Raw genomic sequence first — 19492 nt, forward strand, 5'->3', positions numbered from 1 at the left:
GTTCTGCCGGTAGACTGGACGCATGGTCCGAACCCCCTTGACACCCGAAGAGCGCGAGCGCGGCGAGCGGCTCGGCCTCCTGCTGCGCGAGGCCCGGCGCGGGCGGAGCATGGTGGAGGTCGCCGCGAGCGCGGGTCTGTCCGCCGAGACGCTCCGCAAGATCGAGACCGGCCGGGCGCCCACGCCCGCGTTCTTCACGGTCGCGGCCCTCGCCCGGACTCTCGGCCTCTCCATGGACGAGATCGTCGCGCGTTGCTCGCTGGTGACTGTCTAGCTGCGGCGAGTGAGGACGGTGCCGCCCCGGAAAAGCGCCCGTAGCGCCCTCGAAACACGGAGGGTGTTTTCTTCCGAACCGGAAGACTCCACTCTGCGGAGGGATCGGGCGGCGTGTGATGGAAGTGGAACAACTCCCTGACCAGGTCAGGGAGTTCGCGGTGTACCTGCGCGATCTCCTGGCCCGGCTCGACCAGGACGCCGGCTGGTGCGGCATCTTCTGGCAGCGCGACCCCGACGGGATGCGGGCGTGCCTCACCGGCGCCGAGGTGCCTCCCTGGGATGTCGTGGAGGCCCTGCTCCAGGATCTGGGCGGGGGCGGGGGGTCCTACGAGGCAGAGGTGGACGCAGGAGTAGGGGCAGAGACCGTACGGGCCCGAGCCCTGCATCGCGCCTCGCTCAACGCCTTCGACGCACGGCCCGGCGGCCGCGACCTGCTCGGTGACCGGCTCGACGTGATGCTCCGCGAGCAGCGGTACGCCGCTGAGCGGCAGGTGGAGCTGGCCCAGCTCCTGCCCACGGCCGCCACGCGCGAACATGCCGAGGCGATGCGCCTCGATCTGGCCTGGGCCCGCGACGACCACGAACGCGCGACGGCCCGCTGCGCGGAGCTCCGCCGGAGGGTGGCGGACCTGGACCGGCGGCCACCTCCGCCACCGCCGTCACCCCTCCCCGTACCGCAGCAGCGCCCGCAGTCAGCACCTCCCGACCCCCCGGGACGCTCCAAACCGCCCAAGGAACGCAAGCGCCGCCCCCGTGGCAGCGCCCGTTTCGCCGGGATGCTCGACGAGGCCGAGGCCCCTGTCGCTGGTGCGACCGAGCCGACCGTCGACCCCACACCCCCAGCCGCTCAAGGCCCGTCACGGAACTCCGCCGCGAGCCCGCGCGGCGCCCGGTTCGCCGGGGCCGCCGAGGGGCAGGAGGCGGCACCGCCCGCCCCGCAGCGCCTCGACAGCGAGGCGCGCGACGCCATCACCGCCTGCGTCGCCACCCTCCTGCGGCTGCGCGCCGAGGGCCGCGGCGGGGAGGCGCACGGCGTACTTGTCGAGGCTGCCCACTGGCCCGCCGCCCGATTCCCGCTGCTCGCCGCCGAGTTGGGCCGCGCGGGCCTCGGCGCCGACTGGGCGACCCTGCTCTGGGAGACCGCCTCGCTCCCGGCCGACCTCCTCGTGGGCGCCGCCGACGCGCTCGCCGCCGCGGGACGCACCGCCGACGCCCAGCACATCCTGCGCCAGGGAGTGGCCCGCCCCGCCACCGAGATCGGCACGTCCGTGCTCCGCCTCACCGACGAGGGCCGCCACCGCGAGACCCGCGCGCTCCTCGACGCCTACGTCCGTGTACGCACCCCCGAAGAGGCCGCCCGCAGCGTGGGCGACGACCCGGGCCGCCTCGTCCCGCTGCTCGTCGAGGCGGCGCGCGGAGTCTCCGACGAGCGGTACTGGGACGTCGTGCACGCCCTCAGGGTCGCCGGGTTCCCCGCGTAGTCCGCTCACGCCTCACCCGCACGGGTGCGAAACATGATCGATTCCGCCGGTTAACGGCGATGGTCTTGGCAAGCCCGCCGGTGAGGCTTACGTTCGTCCCTCTACGGCCTGTGTCTACGGGCGTAGAGGCTCTCTGACGTCCCCCGGCGGGGGCAACAGGCAAAGGAGCGGCACATGGCCCACGTCGTACGCGCCGCGCTGATCCAGGCGACCTGGACGGGCGACACCGAATCCATGATCACCAAGCATGAGGAACATGCGCGGGAGGCCGCCCGGCAGGGCGCGCGGATCATCGGTTTCCAGGAGGTCTTCAACGCCCCCTACTTCTGCCAGGTGCAGGAGGCCGAGCACTACCGGTGGGCCGAACCCGTGCCGGACGGGCCGACGGTGACCCGGATGCAGGCGCTGGCCCGCGAGACCGCAATGGTCGTCGTCGTACCGGTCTTCGAGGTCGAGCAGTCCGGGTTCTACTTCAACACCGCGGCCGTGATCGACGCCGACGGCACGTACCTCGGCAAGTACCGCAAGCACCACATCCCGCAGGTCAAGGGCTTCTGGGAGAAGTACTACTTCAAGCCGGGAAACCTGGGCTGGCCCGTCTTCGAGACCGCCGTCGGCCGCGTCGGCGTCTACATCTGCTACGACCGGCACTTCCCGGAGGGCTGGCGCCAGCTCGGGCTCAACGGCGCTCAGCTCGTGTACAACCCGTCCGCCACGAGCCGCGGCCTGTCGGGGTACCTGTGGCAGCTGGAACAGCCCGCCGCGGCCGTCGCCAACGAGTACTTCATCGCCGCGATCAACCGCGTCGGCGTGGAGGAGTACGGCGACAACGACTTCTACGGCACCAGCTACTTCGTCGACCCCCGCGGGCAGACCGTGGGCGACGCCGCGAGCGACAAGGACGAGGAACTCCTCGTACGGGACCTGGACTTCGGCCTCATCGACGAGGTGCGCCAGCAGTGGGCGTTCTACCGGGACCGCCGGCCCGACGCATACGAAGGGCTGGTGCAGCCATGACCACTGTCACTCGTGAAGGAGCCGACGAAGGGACCCGTGCGACCTTGATGACCCCCGATCTCCACGCCCGTCACCGCGCCGTCCTGCCGGACTGGCTCGCCCTGTACTACGACCGCCCCATCGAGATCACCCACGGCGAGGGCCGCCACGTCTGGGACGCCGCCGGGAACAAGTACCTGGACTTCTTCGGCGGCATCCTGACGACGATGACCGCGCACGCCCTGCCCGAGGTGACCAAGGCGGTCAGCGAGCAGGCCGGACGCATCATCCACACCTCGACCCTCTACCTCAACCGGCAGATGGTCGAACTCGCCGAGCGCGTCGCCTCGTTGTCCGGCATCCCGGACGCCCGCGTCTTCTTCACCACCTCCGGCACCGAGGCCAACGACACGGCGTTGCTGCTCGCCACCGCGTACCGCCGCTCGAACCAGATCCTCGCGATGCGCAACAGCTACCACGGCCGTTCCTTCTCCGCCGTCGGCATCACCGGCAACCGCGCCTGGTCCCCGACCAGCATCTCCCCGCTCCAGACGCTGTACGTCCACGGCGGGGTGCGCAGCCGGGGCCCGTACGCCCAGCTGACCGACGCCCAGTTCATCGAGGCGTGCGTCGACGACCTGCGAGACATCCTCGGCCAGACCCGCGGCGTCGCCGCGCTCATCGCCGAACCCATCCAGGGCGTCGGCGGGTTCACCTCGCCGCCCGACGGCCTGTACGCGGCGTTCCGCGAGGTGCTCCAGGAGCACGGCATCCTGTGGATCGCCGACGAGGTGCAGACCGGCTGGGGCCGCACCGGCGAGCACTTCTGGGGCTGGCAGGCGCACGGGCAGAACGGTCCCCCCGACATCCTCACCTTCGCCAAGGGCATCGGGAACGGCATGTCCATCGGGGGCGTCGTCGCGCGCGCCGAGGTCATGAACTGCCTCGACGCCAACTCCATTTCGACGTTCGGCGGCTCACCGGTGACGATGGCCGCCGGCCTCGCCAACCTCATCTACCTCCTCGAACACGACCTCCAGGGCAACGCCCGCCGCGTCGGCGGCCTCCTCATCGAGCGGCTGCGGGCCGTCGGCGCCACCACCGAGTGCGTACGAGAAGTGCGCGGCCGGGGCCTGATGATCGGCATCGAGCTGGTGAAACCCGGCACGGACGAGGCCGACCCGGACGCGGCGTCGCGCGCGATCGAGGCGGCCCGCGAGGGCGGACTCCTCGTCGGCAAGGGCGGCGGGCACAACACCAGCGTGCTGCGCATCGCGCCGCCGATGACCCTCACCGTCGCCGAGGCGGAAGAGGGCGCGGCCATTTTGGAACGGGCCCTGCGCAGCGTCTGTTAGCCCGAACCAGCGGGTCTGCCGGCCGAAGGCAGTGATGGTAAGGAAGGGGCCCCGATGACCGTCACCGACGCCGAACACGCCCTGTCCGTACGGCAGATACTCGCCCTGGAGCGCATCGCGGCGGGGGACCCCGAGGTGGTCGCGGGGGCCGGTCATCTCGACCGGCCCGTGCGCTGGGTGCACGTCGCCGAGGCCGCCGACGTCGGGGTGATGCTCAGCGGCGGCGAGATGGTCCTCACCACCGGCGTCCTCCTCGCCGGGAACGCCCACGCCAGGACCGAGTACATCAAGTCCCTGCACCGCGCCGAGGCGGCGGCCGTCGTCCTCGGGCTCGGCCGTGCCTTCCCGTCACCGCCCGAGGACATGCGGCGCGCGGCCGAGCGGTACGGCCTGCCGATGGTCGTCCTGCACCGCCCGTTCCCCTTCGCCGAACTCACGGAGGAGGTCCAATCCCGGCTCGTGAGAAGGAAGTTCGCGGCGGTCAGCCTCTCCGAGGGCATCCGCACCGCGCTGACCGGACTCATCACGGCGGGCGCCCCGCTCCAGCGGCTCCTCGACGAGATCGCCGCGCACAGCGGCTGCCCCGTCGTCGTCGCCAACCTCGCCCACCGTGTCCTCGCCACCGCCGGTGAGCGGTCCGCCGTGGACGACGTGCTGCGCGACTGGGAACGCATCGCGCGCCGGGCGGGCTGCGCCGACGGCGCCGACTGGTACCGCGCCGACCTCGACGGGCGCGGCGAACGCTGGGGCAGCGTCGTGCTGTGCGGCTACCGTGGCGACGGCCCCACCGGACGGCTCCTCGCCGAACGCGCCGCCGAGGCCCTCGTCCTGCACCGCATGCTCGGCGGCGCCGCCCGCACCTGGGAGGAGCAGTCCGCGCAGAGCATCCTCACCGACCTCGTCTCCGGCGTCGAACCTGCCCGCCATCTCCTGCCCCGGGCCAGGGCCGCCGGCCTCCCCGTCAACCGCCGCACCTTCGCCCCGCTCGTCGTCCGCGACGGCGACCCCGCCGAACTCGACCGCGCACTGCGCCTGTTGGGGCTGCCGGGACTCGCCGCCGAACTCGCGGACGGGGCCACCGCCGTCCTGCTCAGCCTCGCCCGCGACCAGGCCCCGGGACCGCTCACCGAACACTTCGCGGCCCGCCTGCGCGCAGGGGCGGGGGAGCCGGTCGTCGTGGCGGCCGCCGAGCCGTGTACCGCCTGGGACGACGTGCCCGCCGGGCTGCGCGAGGCCCTGCACATCGCCCAGGCCGCGGCCGGCACCCCGGACGTCCCGCCCGTCGTGCGCCTGCGCGACGTACGCCTGCGCGGCCTCGTACGGCTCCTGCGCGACGACCCGCACGTCCAGGCCTTCACCGAACGCGAGCTGGACGGGCTCCTGTACGCCGACGACCCGGGCCTGCTGCCCGTCCTGCGGACCTACCTCGCGACCGGGCGCAACAAGTCGCGCACGGCGCAGCTCCACCACATGAGCCGCCCCGCCCTCTACCGCAGGCTGGAGGCCATCGAGTCGCTCCTCGGGCTCGACCTCGACGACTTCGAGCAGGCCGCGTCCGTCCACATCGCCCTCCTCGCCCACGACGCGCAGAGAGGGTGACAGCGTGGAACGCCGTACGGCTCCAGACGTGACACGGTGCAACTCCGGTACACGGCGCGGACTTCCTAGGCTCACGGCACACCGAGCGACCGGAGGTCCCCGATGAGCACCGTGATCCGCGCCGCGATCTTCCAGACCGCCTGGACGGGCGACAAAGAGTCCATGATCCAGGTCCATGAGCAGGCCGTCCGCGACGCCGCCGCGCAGGGGGCGAAGGTCCTCTGCTTCCAGGAGCTGTTCTACGGCCCGTACTTCTGCCAGGTGCAGGACGCGAAGTTCTACGAGTACGCCGAGGCGATCCCCGACGGCCCCACCGTCCGACGCTTCCAGGCGCTCGCCGCCGAGCACGGCATCGTCCTCGTGCTGCCCATGTACGAGGAGGAGCAGCCCGGCGTCCTCTACAACACGGCCGCCGTGATCGACGCCGACGGCACCTACCTCGGCAAGTACCGCAAGACTCACATCCCTCAAGTGAAGGGATTCTGGGAGAAGTTCTACTTCCGTCCGGGCAACTCCGGCTGGCCCGTCTTCGACACGGCCGTCGGGAAGATCGGCGTCTATATCTGCTACGACCGGCACTTCCCCGAGGGCTGGCGCGCGCTCGGCCTCGAAGGCGCGCAGATCGTCTTCAACCCGTCGGCGACCTCGCGCGGCCTGTCCGGCTACCTGTGGCAGCTGGAACAGCCGGCGTCCGCCGTCGCGAACGAGTACTTCGTCGGCGCGATCAACCGCGTCGGCCAGGAGGAGTACGGCGACAACGACTTCTACGGGACGAGCTACTTCGTCGACCCGGAGGGCCAGTTCGTCGGGGAGGTGGCGGGCGACAAGGAGCCCGAACTCGTCGTCCGTGACCTCGACATGGCAAAGCTGCGCGAGGTCCGCGACCGCTGGCAGTTCTACCGCGACCGCGCCCCGGGCGCGTACACGCCGCTGACCAACCCGTAGGCAGCGTAGACACGGAAGAGGGAGCATGAGCAGCAGCCGTACCGTCATCCGCGGCGGACTCGTCGTCACCGCCGCCGACGAGATCCACGCCGACGTACTCATCGAGGACGGGCGCATCGCCGCCCTCGCCGCGGCCGGCACCGACGCCGCGGAATCCTGGACCGCGGACCGGACGATCGACGCCCGCCAGAAGTACGTCATCCCGGGCGGCGTCGACGCGCACACCCATATGGAGATGCCGTTCGGCGGCACCTTCGCCGCCGACACCTTCGAGACGGGCACCCGGGCGGCGGCCTGGGGCGGCACGACCACCATCGTCGACTTCGCCATCCAGTCCGTCGGGCACACCCTGCGCGAGGGCCTGGACGCCTGGCACGCCAAGGCCGACGGGAAGTGCGCGATCGACTACGGCTTCCACGTGATCGTCTCCGATGTGCACGACGAGACGCTCAAGGAGATGGACCTGCTCGTCGCCGAGGGGGTCACGTCGTTCAAGCAGTTCATGGCATACCCCGGAGTCTTCTACTCCGACGACGGGCAGATCCTGCGCGCCATGCAGCGGGCCGGCGACAACGGCGGCCTGATCATGATGCACGCCGAGAACGGCATCGCGATCGACGTCCTCGTGCAGCAGGCCCTGGAGCGCGGCGAGACCGACCCGCGCTACCACGGCGAGGTCAGGAAGGCGCTCCTCGAAGCCGAGGCGACGCACCGCGCCATCAAGCTCGCGCAGGTCGCGGGCGCGCCCCTGTACGTGGTGCACGTCTCGGCGCAGGAGGCGCTCGCCGAGATCGCGCGCGCCCGCGACGAGGGCCTCAACGTCTTCGGCGAGACCTGCCCCCAGTACCTCTTCCTGTCCACGGACAACCTCGCCGAGCCGGACTTCGAGGGCGCCAAGTACGTGTGCAGTACGCCCCTGCGGCCCAAGGACCACCAGGCGGCCCTGTGGCGCGGCCTGCGCACGAACGACCTCCAGGTCGTCTCCACCGACCACTGCCCCTTCTGCTTCACCGGGCAGAAGGAGCTGGGCCGCGGCGACTTCTCGAAGATCCCCAACGGCATGCCCGGCGTCGAGAACCGTATGGACCTCCTGCACCAGGCCGTCGTCGACGGACACATCTCGCGCCGCCGCTGGATCGAGATCGCCTGCGCGACCCCGGCCCGCATGTTCGGCCTCTACCCGAAGAAGGGCACCATCGCGCCCGGCGCCGACGCCGACGTCGTCATCTACGACCCGCACGCCGAGCAGGTCGTCTCCGCCGAGACCCACCACATGAACGTCGACTACTCGGCGTACGAGGGCAAGCGGATCACAGGCCGCGTCGAGACCGTGCTCTCCCGCGGCGAACTCGTCATCTCCGAGCGGGAGTTCACGGGCCGCGCCGGTCACGGCGTGTACACCGCGCGCTCCGCCTGCCAGTACCTGAACTAGAAACGTGGTGGATCCCATGGACTTCGGACTCGTCCTCCAGACCGACCCCCCGGCCTCCGGCGTCGTCTCCCTCATGCAGCGCGCCGAGCGCGAGGGCTTCACCCACGGGTGGACCTTCGACTCGGCCGTGCTGTGGCAGGAACCCTTCGTCATCTACAGCCGGATCCTGGCCGAGACGTCGCATCTGACCGTCGGCCCGATGGTCACCAACCCGGGCACCCGCACCTGGGAGGTCACCGCCTCCACCTTCGCCACCCTCAACGACATGTACGGCAACCGCACCATCTGCGGCATCGGCCGCGGCGACTCCGCGATGCGCGTCGCCGGACGCAAGCCCAACACACTCGCCCGGATCAGCGAGGCCATGAAGGTCATCAGGGCGCTCGCCCGGGGCGAAGAGGCCGACCTCGGAGGAACGGTCATCCGTTTCCCGTGGGTGCGGGACGGTGCCCAACTGCCGGTCTGGATGGCCGCGTACGGGCCCAAGGCCCTGAAGATGGCCGGCGAGGAGGCGGACGGGTTCATCCTCCAGCTCGCCGACCCGTATCTGACCCAGTACATGATCAAGGCCGTGCGGGACGCGGCCGCCGGCGCGGGCCGCGACCCGTCCGAGGTGAAGATCTGTGTGGCGGCGCCCGCGTACGTCACCGCCGACGACTCGCCCGAGGCCCTCGCCCACGCGCGCGAGGAGTGCCGCTGGTTCGGCGGCATGGTCGGCAACCACGTCGCCGACCTCGTCACCAAGTACGGCGAGCACTCGTCGATGGTCCCCGACGAACTCACCGACTACATCAAGGCCCGCCAGGGCTACGACTACGCCCACCACGGCAGGACCGGGAACCCCGACACGGCGTTCGTACCGGACGAGATCGTCGACCGGTTCTGCCTCATCGGCACCGCACAGGACCACGTCGAGAAGCTGCGCGCCCTGCGGGACCTCGGCGTCGACCAGTTCGCCCTCTACGCCATGCACGACGCGAAGGAGGAGGTGATCGACGCGTACGGGGAGCACATCATTCCGGCGGTGAACACCTGAGGCGATCCCATGGGGAACGCCTGAGCCCCATCTCGGTACACCCCGTCACCCTCGTCCTCCCCGCCAGGGTCCCCACCGCCCGCACCCGCACGGCCCGTTCGCACCTCCCCGCTGTCCGAGCCCCCGGCTCCCGAACGAATGGCCTGCTCATGACCGACACCGCGCCACCCACGCTGCCCGCGGGCGGCGGCATCGACCTCAGCGCCGACGCCTACCCCTCCGACAGCCGCTTCGCCAACGACGACCTGCGCCCCGTCCCCCTCGCCGAACGCCGCTGGACCACCTACAACTTCGTGGCCCTGTGGATCGGCATGGCCCACTGCATCCCCTCCTGGACCCTCGCCTCGGGCCTCGTCGCGCTCGGCATGGACTGGAAGCAGGCCGTCCTCACCATCGGGCTCGCCAACGTCATCGTGCTCCTGCCGATGCTGCTCACCGGGCACGCGGGACCCAAGTACGGCATACCCTTCCCCGTCCTCGCCCGCGCCTCGTTCGGCCTGCGCGGCGCCAACCTGCCCGCGCTGATCCGGGCGGCGGTGGCCTGCTGCTGGTTCGGCATCCAGACCTGGATCGGCGGGCAGGGCGTGTTCGTCCTGCTCGGGAAGGTCTTCGGCGGCTGGGCCGACGTCTCGCACGTCGGCGGCTACCCGTGGACCCTGTGGCTCTGTTTCGTCCTCTTCTGGGTCCTCGAACTCGCCATCATCTACCGGGGCATGGACACCCTGCGCCGCTTCGAGAACTGGGCGGCGCCGTTCGTCCTGGTCGGCGCCGTCGTCCTGCTCGTATGGATCGCGAACAAGGCGGGCGGCTTCGGCCCGCTCCTCGACGAGCCGTCCAAGGTCGGCTGGGGATCCGACTTCTGGAAGATCTTCTTCCCCGGCCTGATGGGCATGATCGGCTTCTGGAGCACGCTCAGCCTCAACATCCCGGACTTCACGCGCTTCGGCAAAGGACAGCGCGCCCAGGTCTGGGGCCAGACCCTCGGCCTGCCCACGACCATGACCCTCTTCGCCCTGATGTCCGTCCTGGTGACGTCCGGGTCCGAGAAGGTCTACGGCGCCGCGATCTGGGACCCGGTCGCGCTGGCCGGCAAGACCGACAACGTCTTCGGGCTGCTGTTCGCGCTCATCACGGTCTTCGTCGCGACCATCTCCGTGAACATCGCGGCGAACGTCGTGTCACCCGCGTACGACCTGGCGAACCTCGCGCCCAAGCTCATCAACTTCCGCACCGGCGCGCTGATCACCGGTGTCATCGGCGTCCTCGTCATGCCGTGGAAGCTGACCTCCACGCCCGAGCTGTACATCTTCACCTGGCTCGGCGTCGTCGGCGGACTGCTCGGCACCGTCGCCGGCATCCTGATCGCCGACTACTGGATCATCCGCCGCACGGTGCTCCACCTCGCCGACCTGTATCTGCCGAACGGCCGCTACTGGTACTCGGGCGGCTGGAACTGGAACGCGGTGATCGCCTTCGCCGTGGGCGGTGTCCTCGCCGTCGGCGGCTCGTACTCGACGGTCGACGCGCAGGGCGCCAAGCAGGGACCGTTCCCCGTGGACGGCCTCATCCCGTTCCTCAAGCCACTCGCGGACTACGGCTGGGCGGTCGGGCTCGCGTCCTCGCTGATCCTTTACGTGGCCCTGGCCAAGGCGCGTGGGGTCCGGATCTAGCCGGTCGGGCCTGCTTTGCCGGTCAGCTTCGCCACCGCGTCCCCGGCCGCCTTCAGGGCGCCCTTGTAGATGCCGTCCGCCGGGGGCGCGCCGTGGGACTCGAAGTCGCTGCCGTTGTACGTGACGGTCACCAGGGCGTTGCCGGCCCTGACCGTCACCACCGCCCCCCGGGTGTTCTGCTTGTCGTGCGAGGTGAGGGCGACGGTGATCCGGGCCTCGTCACCGAGGCCGGGCGCCGAGTCGCCCTTGCCGCGCGCGGCGAAGGCGGTGTTCGCCGCGGCGGCCGTCTCCTTGATCTCGAAGGAGACGTCGAGCCAGCGGTAGTCGTAGTCCTTCAGCGCGCTCCACGAGCAGCCGCGGCGCAGCGAACGGTCGGCGGCGGCGAGTTCCTTGCCCGCCGGGTCGGCCTTCGGGACCAGGTCCGCGACCGTGCTTGCCGTGACGGCGGAGCACGGCTCGGGCGGCTTGTCGTAGGCGCGGCTGGTCGCGGACGCCGCCGACTGTGGGGCACGCTTCGCCGAGGGCTGCGGGGCAGCGGCAGGCTGCCCAGGCGAATCCGCCATCGGGCCCGAGGTCCAGGCCCAGCCGGCGCACGCGAGCACCGCGACCGGCAGGACCCGCACGGTCAGAGCGAGGGGGAGAGGGAGAGAACGCACGGCGTACGCCCCTTGTGCGAGGGGGAGGGGACGCCAGTGTCACACGAGTTGCCCCGGGACAACACCGCCCCCTTGCCCCTCATGCGCATCATGCGCAGTTCAGCGAGTTCGCATCACCGTGCCTTCACCCCAAAGAGGCCTGGCGGAAGGGCATCCGGGGCTGGGACCGCAGGGCCGCACCGGTGCGCCTGGCCTCGCCGGGGCCCACGCCGTGCAGGCCCCTGAAGGCCCGCGCGAACGCCTCGCCCGACCCGTAGCCGTAGCGCACGGCGATCTCGAGGAGCGTCGGCTCCCCGGCGAGCACCTCCGCGCTCCTTCCTGTTGACCTCGCTCACGCTAGGGAGGACCCATGGCCGCGGACCCGACATCCTGTGCCCGTTCCGGTCGGACGTGCCCGTTCCGGTCGCTTGGGACCTTGTGCCCTTCTTTGCCGGGGCCGGTTATTCAATCTTCATCGAATGCGTTCCGCCATGCGGACAACCCCCTTGCCTGTGGACTGTATGCGAAATACGTTCTGCGGTATTCCTTGATCACACACGGATCATCCACAGGATGTCCCGCACACTCGTCCCCTGGCGGAGGTATCTCCTCGTGCGCCGAACAGCGGTTGCCGTCACGGCAGTTGCCCTGGTGTTGTCCACAACGGCGGGCTGCGGCTCCCTCCAGTCCTCGGCCACCGAGGTCGGCGGGGAGCGCATGACCGACGACCGGCCCGTACGGGACGGCGGCACGCTCACCGTCGCCCTCAACGCGGACCCGGACAAACTCGACCCCTCGCTCGCCCAGACCCTCGTAGGCCGCACGGTCTTCGCCGGGATGTGCGAGAAGCTCTACGACGTCGACGAGGCGGGCAAGGTCGTCCCGCAGCTCGCCACCGCGCTGCCGAAGACCTCGCCGAACGGCCGCACCGTCACCTTCTCCGTCCGCAAGGGCCTGAAGTTCAGCGACGGCACCTCCCTCGACGCGGCCGCCGTCGTCACCTCGCTGCTGCGCCACCGCGACCTGCCGGGATCGGCCCGCGCCACCGAACTCACCCCGCTCAAGACGGCCGAGGCCACCGGCGCGTACTCCGTGAAGCTCACCCTCAAGCAGGCCTACGTCCCGCTCACCGCCGTGCTCGCCGACCGCTCCGGCATGGTGATGTCCCCGGCCGCGCTCAAGAAGTACGGCAAGAACTTCACGAATCACCCCTCCTGCGTCGGCCCGTTCAAGTTCGTCGAGCGCGTCGGCGGCGACCGCATCGTGCTCGCCAAGGACCCGAACTACTACGACGCGCGCGACGTCCACCTCGACAAGGTGATCTACAAGCCGATCCCCGACGGCAGCGTCCGCCTCGCCAACCTGCGCTCCGGAGACGTCCAGGTCGGCGACCAGATGGTGCCCGTGGACGTGAAGAGCGCCCTCACCGACAACAAGCTCCAGCTTTTCAACTCGCCGTCGCTCGGCTACCAGGGCATCGGCATCAACGTCGGCAACGTGAAGGGCCTCGGCCAGGAGCCGGGCCACGTCGACAGCCCGCTGGCGAACGACGTCCGTGTCCGCGAGGCCTTCGAGCTCTCCATCGACCGCGCACTCATCAACAAGGTCGTCTTCCAGGGCATGTACGAGCCCGCATGCGGCCCGATCTCCCCGGAGTCCGCGCTCGCGCCCGGCGTCAAGGCGTCGCAGTGCCCCAAGCGCGATGTGGCCAAGGCCAAGCGGCTGTTGAAGCAGGCGGGCGTCAAGACCCCCGTGCACGTCGAGCTGAAGACCTCCACGACGCCCGAGTGGAGCCGCATCGGCCAGGTCATCCAAGCCATGGCCAAGGACGCCGGGTTCGCGGTCACCCTGCGCCCCACCGAGTACGCCACCATGCTCGAGGAGACCGACGACGGTCACTACCAGACGTTCAACAGCGGCTGGTCCGGACGCCTCGACCCGGACGGCAACATCGCCAGCTTCCTGCAGACGAAGGGCGCGATGAACGCGTACGGCCTCTCCGACGACAAGATCGACGCCCTCATCGAGCGCGGCCGCACCGAGGCCGACCCCGCCGAACGCGCCAAGATCTACGGTGATCTGACCCGCCGAGCCAACGACGCCCACGCGCTCATCTACCTCTACCGCCAGAAGAACTACGTCGTCGCAGGGCAGGACGTCGCAGGCGTACGCGTCTACGGCGACGGACTGATCCGCGTGAAGGATGCGGGGTACGCCAAGTGACGACCGCTCAACTCACGGAAAAGAAGGTCACGTTGAGGAAGGCTTCTGCGAAACGGCAGGGGCTGCTCGCCGGGCACCCCATGGCCAGGTACGTCCTGACCCGCGTCCGGCAGTCGGTCATCACGCTCATCCTCGTCTCGATCGTCGTCTTCGCGGGGATCCGCGCCCTGCCGGGCGACCCGGCCCTCGCCCTCGCGGGCGAGGAGCGCAGCCCCGCCGCGCTCGCCGCGATCCGTGCCGAGTACGGGCTCGACGACAACATCGTGATCCAGTACGGGCGTTTCATCAGCCACGCCCTGCAGGGTGACCTGGGCACGTCCTCGCGCACCGGCCTCCCGGTGGCCGACGCCATCGGGCAGGCGCTGCCCGTCACGCTCGAACTCGCCGCGCTCTCCCTGCTGCTGGCGATCGTCCTCGGTATCGGCGCCGGTGTCGTCGCGGCCGTGCGGCGCGGCAGGCCCGCGGAGTGGATCGCCAACGGCCTCGCCCTGCTCGGCCTCTCGGTCCCCACGTTCTGGCTCGGCATCGTGCTCGTGCTCGCCTTCGCGATCGTCGTCCCGGTCTTCGCGGCCTCCGGCTTCGTCCCCTTCGGCACCGACCCGATCGACAACCTGCGCCGCATGGTGCTGCCCGCGATCGTCCTCGGATCCGGGCTCGCCGCCGTCGTCATGCGTCAGACGCGCGCCGCGATGCTCGACTCCCTGTCCGCCGACTACGTCCGCACCGCCCGCGCCAAGGGCCTGTCCCGGCGCGAGGTCGTCGGTGGCCACGCCCTGCGGAACTCCCTGGTCACGGTCGTCACCGTGCTCGGTCTGCAGCTCGGTCACCTGATCTCCGGCGCGGTCGTCACCGAGCAGATCTTCGTGCTCCCCGGCTTCGGCAAGCTCACCATCGACGCCGTCTTCACGCGTGACTACGCGACGCTGCAAGGCGTGGTGCTGTGCACGTCGGCCGCGTACATCTTCATCAACCTGCTGGTCGACGTGGCGTACTCGGTCATCGACCCGCGCATCCGGCTCGGAGGTGCCCGGTGACCACGCTCGCCCTCACAGGAATACGGGTCCGCGCGGCCAAGAGCGGCAAGCTGCGCGCCCTGCGCAGGAACAAGCTCGCCATGACGGGCGCCGTCATCGCCGCGGTCTTCGTGCTCGCCGCGCTGTTCGCACCGCTCGTCGCGCCTTATGACCCCGCGCAGCCGAACTTCGACAACGTTCTCGCGGCGCCCGGCTGGAGCCACTGGCTCGGCACCGACGACCTCGGCCGCGACCAGCTGTCCCGCGTCGTCTACGGGGCCCGGGCCTCGATGCAGGTGGGCGTGCTCGCCGTCGTGCTCGCTTTCGTCATCGGCGTCCCGCTCGGACTGCTCGCCGGCTACTACGGCAAGTTCGCCGACAGCGTCGTCTCGCGCGTCACCGACACCATGCTCGCGTTCCCGTTCCTGGTCCTGGCCGTCGGTCTCGCCGCCGTGCTCGGCCCGTCCCTCACCAATGCGACCATCGCGATCGGCATCTCGCAGATCCCGGCCGTCATCCGCATCACCCGCGCGGAGACCCTGCGGCTCAAGCACGTCGACTACGTCGTCGCGGCCGTCGCCAACGGGGGAGGGGACGGCACCGTCCTGTTCCGCCACATCCTCCCCAACGCGACCTCGGCGCTCGTCGTCCAGGCCACCGTCGGCATCCCCGCCGCGATCATCGGCGAGGCCCTGCTCAGCTTCCTCGGCCTCGGCGTCCAGCCGCCCGAGCCGTCCCTCGGCGTGATGCTGTCGTCCGCCCAGTCCTTCCTCGCGCCCGCGCCCTGGATGGCGGTGTTCCCCGGCCTCGCCGTCGTCGCCGCGACGCTGGCGTTCAACCTGCTCGGCGACGGCCTGCGCGACGTCCTCGACCCCCGTGGAGCGACCCGATGAGCCCCGACCCCGTGCTGAGTGTCCGCGACCTCTCGGTGTCCTTCCGCTCGGACTCCCGCACCGTCCACGCGGTCGACCACGTCTCGTTCGACCTGGCGGCCGGTGAAGTCCTCGCCGTGGTGGGCGAGTCGGGCTGCGGCAAGTCCGTCACCTCCATGGCCGTCATGGGCCTGCTCCCGCCGACCGCGCACATCACCGGGTCGATCAGGCTCGGGATGCGCGAACTCGCGGGCGGCGACGACAAGGCGTACGGGAAGATCCGCGGCAAGGACATCGCGATGATCTTCCAGGAGCCGATGACCTCGCTGAACCCGGTGCTCACCATCGGCCGGCAGATCGGTGAGGTGCTCCGCCGCCACCAGGGGCTGAGCAAGAAGGAGGCACGCGCGCGTGCCGTCGAACTCCTGGACCTCGTCGGTATCCCCGCCCCGGCCCAGCGCGTCGACGAATACCCGCACCAGCTCTCCGGCGGCATGCGCCAGCGCGTGATGATCGCCATCGCGGTCGCCTGCGACCCGGCCGTCCTCATCGCCGACGAACCGACCACCGCCCTCGACGTGACGGTTCAGGCGGGCATCCTGGAGGTCCTCCAGTCGCTGCGCGAGCGCCTCGGCACGGCGATCGTCCTCATCACCCACGACCTCGGCGTCGTCGCCGACACCGCCGACCGCGTCCTCGTCATGTACGCGGGCCGGCCCGTCGAACAGGCCCCCGTGGACGAGCTGTTCGCGGCGCCCAGCCACCCGTACACCCGCGGACTCCTCTCGGCGGTCCTGCGGCCCGGCGCCTCGGCCGCGGCGGATAGTGGCGGCAAGCGGCGCCTGCCCGAGATCCCCGGCCTCGTGCCGAGCCTCGACTCCCAGCCCGACGCCTGCACGTTCGCCCCGCGCTGCACCCGTGCCGACGAGCGGTGCACGACGACCCGGCCCGGCTTCGAAGCCGTCACTGAGAACGCCGCAGCCGACGCCCCGCACCTGACCGCCTGCTGGCACCCGCACACCCTCCAGGAGGCCGCACAGTGAGCACCCCGGTCCTGCAACTCGACGCCCTGGAGCGGCACTTCGCCGCGTCCGGCGGCACCGTACGCGCCGCCGACGGCGTCTCCCTGACCGTCGGACGCGGGGAAGTCGTCGGTCTCGTGGGCGAGTCGGGCAGCGGCAAGTCCACCGTCGGCCGCTGCGCCGTACGCCTCGACGAGCCCACCGGCGGCACCGTACGCATCAACGGCACCGACGTGACGACCATGTCCCGGCGCGCCCTGCGCCCCCTGCGCAAGGACTTCCACCTCGTCTTCCAGGACCCCTCGTCGTCCCTCGACCCGCGCATGACCGTCGGGCAGATCGTCGCCGAGCCGCTGCGGCTGCACGGCATCGCGAAGGGCGAGGCGGCACGCGCGCGCGTGGCGGAACTCCTCGCCCAGGTCGGCCTGCGCCCCGAGCACGCCGACCGGCACCCGCACGAGCTGTCCGGCGGCCAGCGCCAGCGCATCTCCATCGCCCGCGCCCTGTCGGTCGACCCCGCGCTCCTCGTCGCCGACGAGCCGACCTCCGCCCTCGACGTGTCCGTCCAGGCGTCCGTCCTCAACCTGCTCGCCGACCTCCAGCGCGACCGCGGCTTCGGCTGCCTGTTCATCACCCACGACCTCGCCGCCGTCGAGTACCTCGCCGACCGGATCGCGGTCATGTACCTGGGCCAGATCGTCGAACAGGCCCCCACCGCCGAGCTGTTCGCCGACCCCAAGCACCCCTACACCCAGGCACTCCTGTCGGCGGCGCCCGTGCCCGACCCGGTCACCCAGCGCACCCGCGAACGCATCGTCCTCAGCGGCGAACTGCCCAGCCCGCTCGCGCCGCCGCCCGGCTGCCGCTTCCACACGCGCTGCCCGCTCGCCACAGGCCGCTGCCGCACCGAGATCCCGGCACTGCGCACCCTGGACGGCGGCCGCGAGGTGTCCTGCCACCTCGTCGCCGACGACGGCACAGCCCCCGACGCCGCGGCACCCCGAACCGCGGACGCCGACGACTCACTTCGTACGATCCCTCACAGCCGCCCCGCATCCGCCTGACGCCCGAGGAGCACCACCCTTGTTCACCACCCGGCCGACCCTGCAAGGCACCTTCGGCATGGTCTCGTCCACCCACTGGCTCGCCTCCCAGTCGGCCATGGCCGTCCTGGAGAGCGGCGGCAACGCCTATGACGCCGCCGTCGCCGCGGGCTTCGTCCTGCACGTCGTCGAACCGCACCTGAACGGCCCCGCCGGCGAGGTCCCGATCATCCTCGCCCCCGCCGGCGGGGACGTCAGCGTCCTGTGCGGGCAGGGCGTCGCGCCCGCCGGGGCCACCGTCGCCCACTACCGCTCCCTCGGCCTCGACCTCGTACCCGGCACCGGCCCCCTGGCCGCCGCCGTGCCCGGCGCCTTCGACGCCTGGATGGTCCTCCTGAAGGACCACGGCACCAAGTCCCTGGCCGAGGTGCTGAGTTACGCCATCGGGTACGCAGAGGACGGGCACGCGCCCGTGGAGCGCGTCGGCGAGACCGTCGACACCGTGCGCGCCCTCTTCGAGAACGAGTGGCCCTCCTCGGCCGAGGTCTACCTCAAGGACGGCGCCTCCCCGAAGCCCGGGGAGCTCTTCCGCAACCCGCAGCTCGCCGCGACGTGGCGCCGCGTCATCGAGGAGGCCGAGGAGAGCGCGGGCGACGGCGCCGACAACCGTGTCGCCCAGATCGAGGCCGCCCGCGCGATCTGGCGCGAGGGCTTCATCGCCGAGGCCCTCGTCCGGCAGGCCGGCCGGCCCACCATGGACACCAGCGGCACCCACCACACCGGCACGCTCGCCGCCGCCGACCTGGCCGGCTGGTCCGCGTCCTACGAGGCGCCCGCCACGTACGACTGGAACGGCTGGACCCTGTGCAAGGCCGGCGGCTGGAGCCAGGGCCCCGCCTTCCTCCAGCAGCTCGCCCTGCTCCGCGACGAGCTGCCCGCCTACGGCTCCGCCGAGTACGTCCACCTGCTCATCGAGGGCTGCAAGCTCGCCATGGCCGACCGCGAGGCCTGGTACGGGGACGCCGGGCCCGAGGACGTGCCCCTCGCCGAGCTCCTGTCCGACGAGTACAACGCCGCGCGCCGCGCCCTCATCGGCGACAAGGCGTCCCACGAGCTGCGGCCGGGCAGCCCGCGCGGCACCGAGCCCCGGATCTCCGCGCACGCGCACGCCGTGGCGGCGGGGGAGGACGGGTTCGACGCCATGGGGATAGCGGGCGCCGGAGCCGGTGAGCCCACCGTCGCCAAGCGCGGTGACCAGGAGGTCTCCGCGGACGGCGCGACCCGCGGCGACACCTGCCAGCTCGACATCGTCGACCGCTGGGGCAACATGGTCGCCGCGACGCCCTCCGGCGGCTGGCTCCAGTCGAACCCCGTCGTGCCCGAGCTCGGCTTCCCGCTCGGCACTCGCCTCCAGATGGCGTGGCTGGACGAGGGCCTGCCGAACTCGCTCGCGCCGGGACGCCGTCCCCGTACGACGCTGACGCCGTCGCTCGCCCTCAAGGACGGTGTGCCGGTGATGGCGTTCGGCACGCCCGGGGGCGATCAGCAGGACCAGTGGCAGGTCCACTTCTTCCTGGCCGTCGCGCTGCGCGCGGCCGTGCGCGGCGGGCTCGACCTCCAGGGCGCCGTCGACGCCCCGAACTGGCACAACGACTCCTTCCCCGGCTCCTTCTACCCGCGCGCGATGCGGCCCGGCAGCGTCACCGTCGAGTCCCGCGTCGGCGAGGACGTCATCGAGGAGCTGCGCCGCCGCGGCCACGACGTGACGGTCGGCGAGCCCTGGTCGGAGGGTCGCCTGTGCGCGGTCGCCCGCGACCCGGAGACCGGCGTCCTGTCGGCCGCCGCCAACCCGCGCGGGATGCAGGGGTACGCCGTCGGCCGCTGACGGATCAGG

The 19492-nt window shown here is 71.3% G+C and carries 16 protein-coding genes and 1 pseudogene; 15 read left to right on the forward strand and 2 right to left on the reverse strand.

The window, feature by feature from the left end; genetic code table 11:
• Positions 1–22 precede the first annotated feature (22 nt).
• From ACY0PA_RS33295 to ACY0PA_RS33335, 9 genes are all read left to right on the forward strand, one after another.
• Positions 23–274 (forward strand): helix-turn-helix domain-containing protein, encoded by a 252-nt coding sequence (locus ACY0PA_RS33295; protein WP_454396648.1) that lies wholly within the window; start codon positions 23–25, stop codon positions 272–274.
• Positions 275–392: 118 nt separating this feature from the next.
• Positions 393–1757: a hypothetical protein gene (locus ACY0PA_RS33300; protein ID WP_473086505.1), complete on the forward strand. Its 1365-nt coding sequence runs from the start codon at positions 393–395 to the stop codon at positions 1755–1757.
• Positions 1758–1931: 174 nt separating this feature from the next.
• Complete coding sequence (locus ACY0PA_RS33305) at positions 1932–2774, forward strand: nitrilase-related carbon-nitrogen hydrolase (protein WP_473081163.1); 843 nt, start codon at positions 1932–1934, stop codon at positions 2772–2774.
• A gap of 47 nt (positions 2775–2821) precedes the next feature.
• Positions 2822–4108: an aspartate aminotransferase family protein gene (locus tag ACY0PA_RS33310; protein ID WP_473086506.1), complete on the forward strand. Its 1287-nt coding sequence runs from the start codon at positions 2822–2824 to the stop codon at positions 4106–4108.
• A 54-nt stretch (positions 4109–4162) separates the two neighbouring features.
• On the forward strand, positions 4163–5707 hold the full coding sequence (locus ACY0PA_RS33315) for a PucR family transcriptional regulator (RefSeq protein WP_473081164.1): 1545 nt from the start codon (positions 4163–4165) through the stop codon (positions 5705–5707).
• Between the two features lie 102 nt (positions 5708–5809).
• A complete protein-coding gene (locus ACY0PA_RS33320; protein WP_100591491.1) occupies positions 5810–6652 on the forward strand; it encodes a nitrilase-related carbon-nitrogen hydrolase in 843 nt (280 codons plus the stop codon).
• Positions 6653–6677: 25 nt separating this feature from the next.
• Positions 6678–8084 (forward strand): dihydropyrimidinase, encoded by a 1407-nt coding sequence (gene hydA / locus ACY0PA_RS33325; protein ID WP_473081165.1) that lies wholly within the window; start codon positions 6678–6680, stop codon positions 8082–8084.
• Positions 8085–8100: 16 nt separating this feature from the next.
• Positions 8101–9120 carry a TIGR03842 family LLM class F420-dependent oxidoreductase gene (locus ACY0PA_RS33330; RefSeq protein WP_473081166.1) on the forward strand — a complete coding sequence of 340 codons (1020 nt, stop codon included), beginning with the start codon at positions 8101–8103 and terminating at the stop codon, positions 9118–9120.
• A gap of 149 nt (positions 9121–9269) precedes the next feature.
• Positions 9270–10790, forward strand: a complete 1521-nt coding sequence (locus ACY0PA_RS33335) for an NCS1 family nucleobase:cation symporter-1 (RefSeq protein WP_473081167.1) — start codon at positions 9270–9272, stop codon at positions 10788–10790.
• Here ACY0PA_RS33335 and ACY0PA_RS33340 read toward each other — a convergent pair.
• Positions 10787–11446: a hypothetical protein gene (locus ACY0PA_RS33340; RefSeq protein WP_473081168.1), complete on the reverse strand. Its 660-nt coding sequence runs from the start codon at positions 11444–11446 to the stop codon at positions 10787–10789. The genes ACY0PA_RS33335 and ACY0PA_RS33340 overlap by 4 nt on opposite strands.
• Positions 11447–11588: 142 nt before the next feature.
• Positions 11589–11774: pseudogene (locus tag ACY0PA_RS33345) on the reverse strand (AraC family transcriptional regulator); the annotation flags it as partial.
• A 224-nt stretch (positions 11775–11998) separates the two neighbouring features.
• Here ACY0PA_RS33345 and ACY0PA_RS33350 point away from each other — a divergent pair.
• From ACY0PA_RS33350 to ACY0PA_RS33375, 6 genes are all read left to right on the forward strand, one after another.
• Positions 11999–13648 carry an ABC transporter substrate-binding protein gene (locus tag ACY0PA_RS33350; RefSeq protein WP_473081169.1) on the forward strand — a complete coding sequence of 550 codons (1650 nt, stop codon included), beginning with the start codon at positions 11999–12001 and terminating at the stop codon, positions 13646–13648.
• Positions 13649–13728: 80 nt separating this feature from the next.
• Positions 13729–14682 (forward strand): ABC transporter permease, encoded by a 954-nt coding sequence (locus tag ACY0PA_RS33355; RefSeq protein ID WP_473086507.1) that lies wholly within the window; start codon positions 13729–13731, stop codon positions 14680–14682.
• A 50-nt stretch (positions 14683–14732) separates the two neighbouring features.
• On the forward strand, positions 14733–15554 hold the full coding sequence (locus ACY0PA_RS33360; protein WP_473086508.1) for an ABC transporter permease: 822 nt from the start codon (positions 14733–14735) through the stop codon (positions 15552–15554).
• Complete coding sequence (locus ACY0PA_RS33365; RefSeq protein ID WP_473081170.1) at positions 15551–16576, forward strand: ABC transporter ATP-binding protein; 1026 nt, start codon at positions 15551–15553, stop codon at positions 16574–16576. Before ACY0PA_RS33360 ends, ACY0PA_RS33365 begins: the two co-directional genes overlap by 4 nt.
• Positions 16573–17619 (forward strand): ABC transporter ATP-binding protein, encoded by a 1047-nt coding sequence (locus tag ACY0PA_RS33370; protein ID WP_473081171.1) that lies wholly within the window; start codon positions 16573–16575, stop codon positions 17617–17619. Before ACY0PA_RS33365 ends, ACY0PA_RS33370 begins: the two co-directional genes overlap by 4 nt.
• A 19-nt stretch (positions 17620–17638) precedes the next feature.
• On the forward strand, positions 17639–19483 hold the full coding sequence (locus tag ACY0PA_RS33375) for a gamma-glutamyltransferase family protein (RefSeq protein WP_473081172.1): 1845 nt from the start codon (positions 17639–17641) through the stop codon (positions 19481–19483).
• Positions 19484–19492 lie beyond the last annotated feature (9 nt).

It is taken from the genome of Streptomyces sp. DS1-CR2 (assembly GCF_055760475.1).

Bases quoted from the DNA above. Each gene is read 5' to 3' on its own strand.
- hydA (WP_473081165.1), top strand. From the start codon at position 6,678: ATGAGCAGCAGCCGTACCGTCATCCGCGGCGGACTCGTCGTCACCGCC.
- ACY0PA_RS33305 (WP_473081163.1), top strand. From the start codon at position 1,932: ATGGCCCACGTCGTACGCGCCGCGCTGATCCAGGCGACCTGGACGGGC.
- ACY0PA_RS33315 (WP_473081164.1), top strand. From the start codon at position 4,163: ATGACCGTCACCGACGCCGAACACGCCCTGTCCGTACGGCAGATACTC.
- ACY0PA_RS33295 (WP_454396648.1), top strand. From the start codon at position 23: ATGGTCCGAACCCCCTTGACACCCGAAGAGCGCGAGCGCGGCGAGCGG.
- ACY0PA_RS33300 (WP_473086505.1), top strand. From the start codon at position 393: ATGGAAGTGGAACAACTCCCTGACCAGGTCAGGGAGTTCGCGGTGTAC.
- ACY0PA_RS33355 (WP_473086507.1), top strand. From the start codon at position 13,729: ATGGCCAGGTACGTCCTGACCCGCGTCCGGCAGTCGGTCATCACGCTC.
- ACY0PA_RS33330 (WP_473081166.1), top strand. From the start codon at position 8,101: ATGGACTTCGGACTCGTCCTCCAGACCGACCCCCCGGCCTCCGGCGTC.
- ACY0PA_RS33335 (WP_473081167.1), top strand. From the start codon at position 9,270: ATGACCGACACCGCGCCACCCACGCTGCCCGCGGGCGGCGGCATCGAC.
- ACY0PA_RS33350 (WP_473081169.1), top strand. From the start codon at position 11,999: ATGTCCCGCACACTCGTCCCCTGGCGGAGGTATCTCCTCGTGCGCCGA.
- ACY0PA_RS33310 (WP_473086506.1), top strand. From the start codon at position 2,822: ATGACCCCCGATCTCCACGCCCGTCACCGCGCCGTCCTGCCGGACTGG.
- ACY0PA_RS33365 (WP_473081170.1), top strand. From the start codon at position 15,551: ATGAGCCCCGACCCCGTGCTGAGTGTCCGCGACCTCTCGGTGTCCTTC.
- ACY0PA_RS33320 (WP_100591491.1), top strand. From the start codon at position 5,810: ATGAGCACCGTGATCCGCGCCGCGATCTTCCAGACCGCCTGGACGGGC.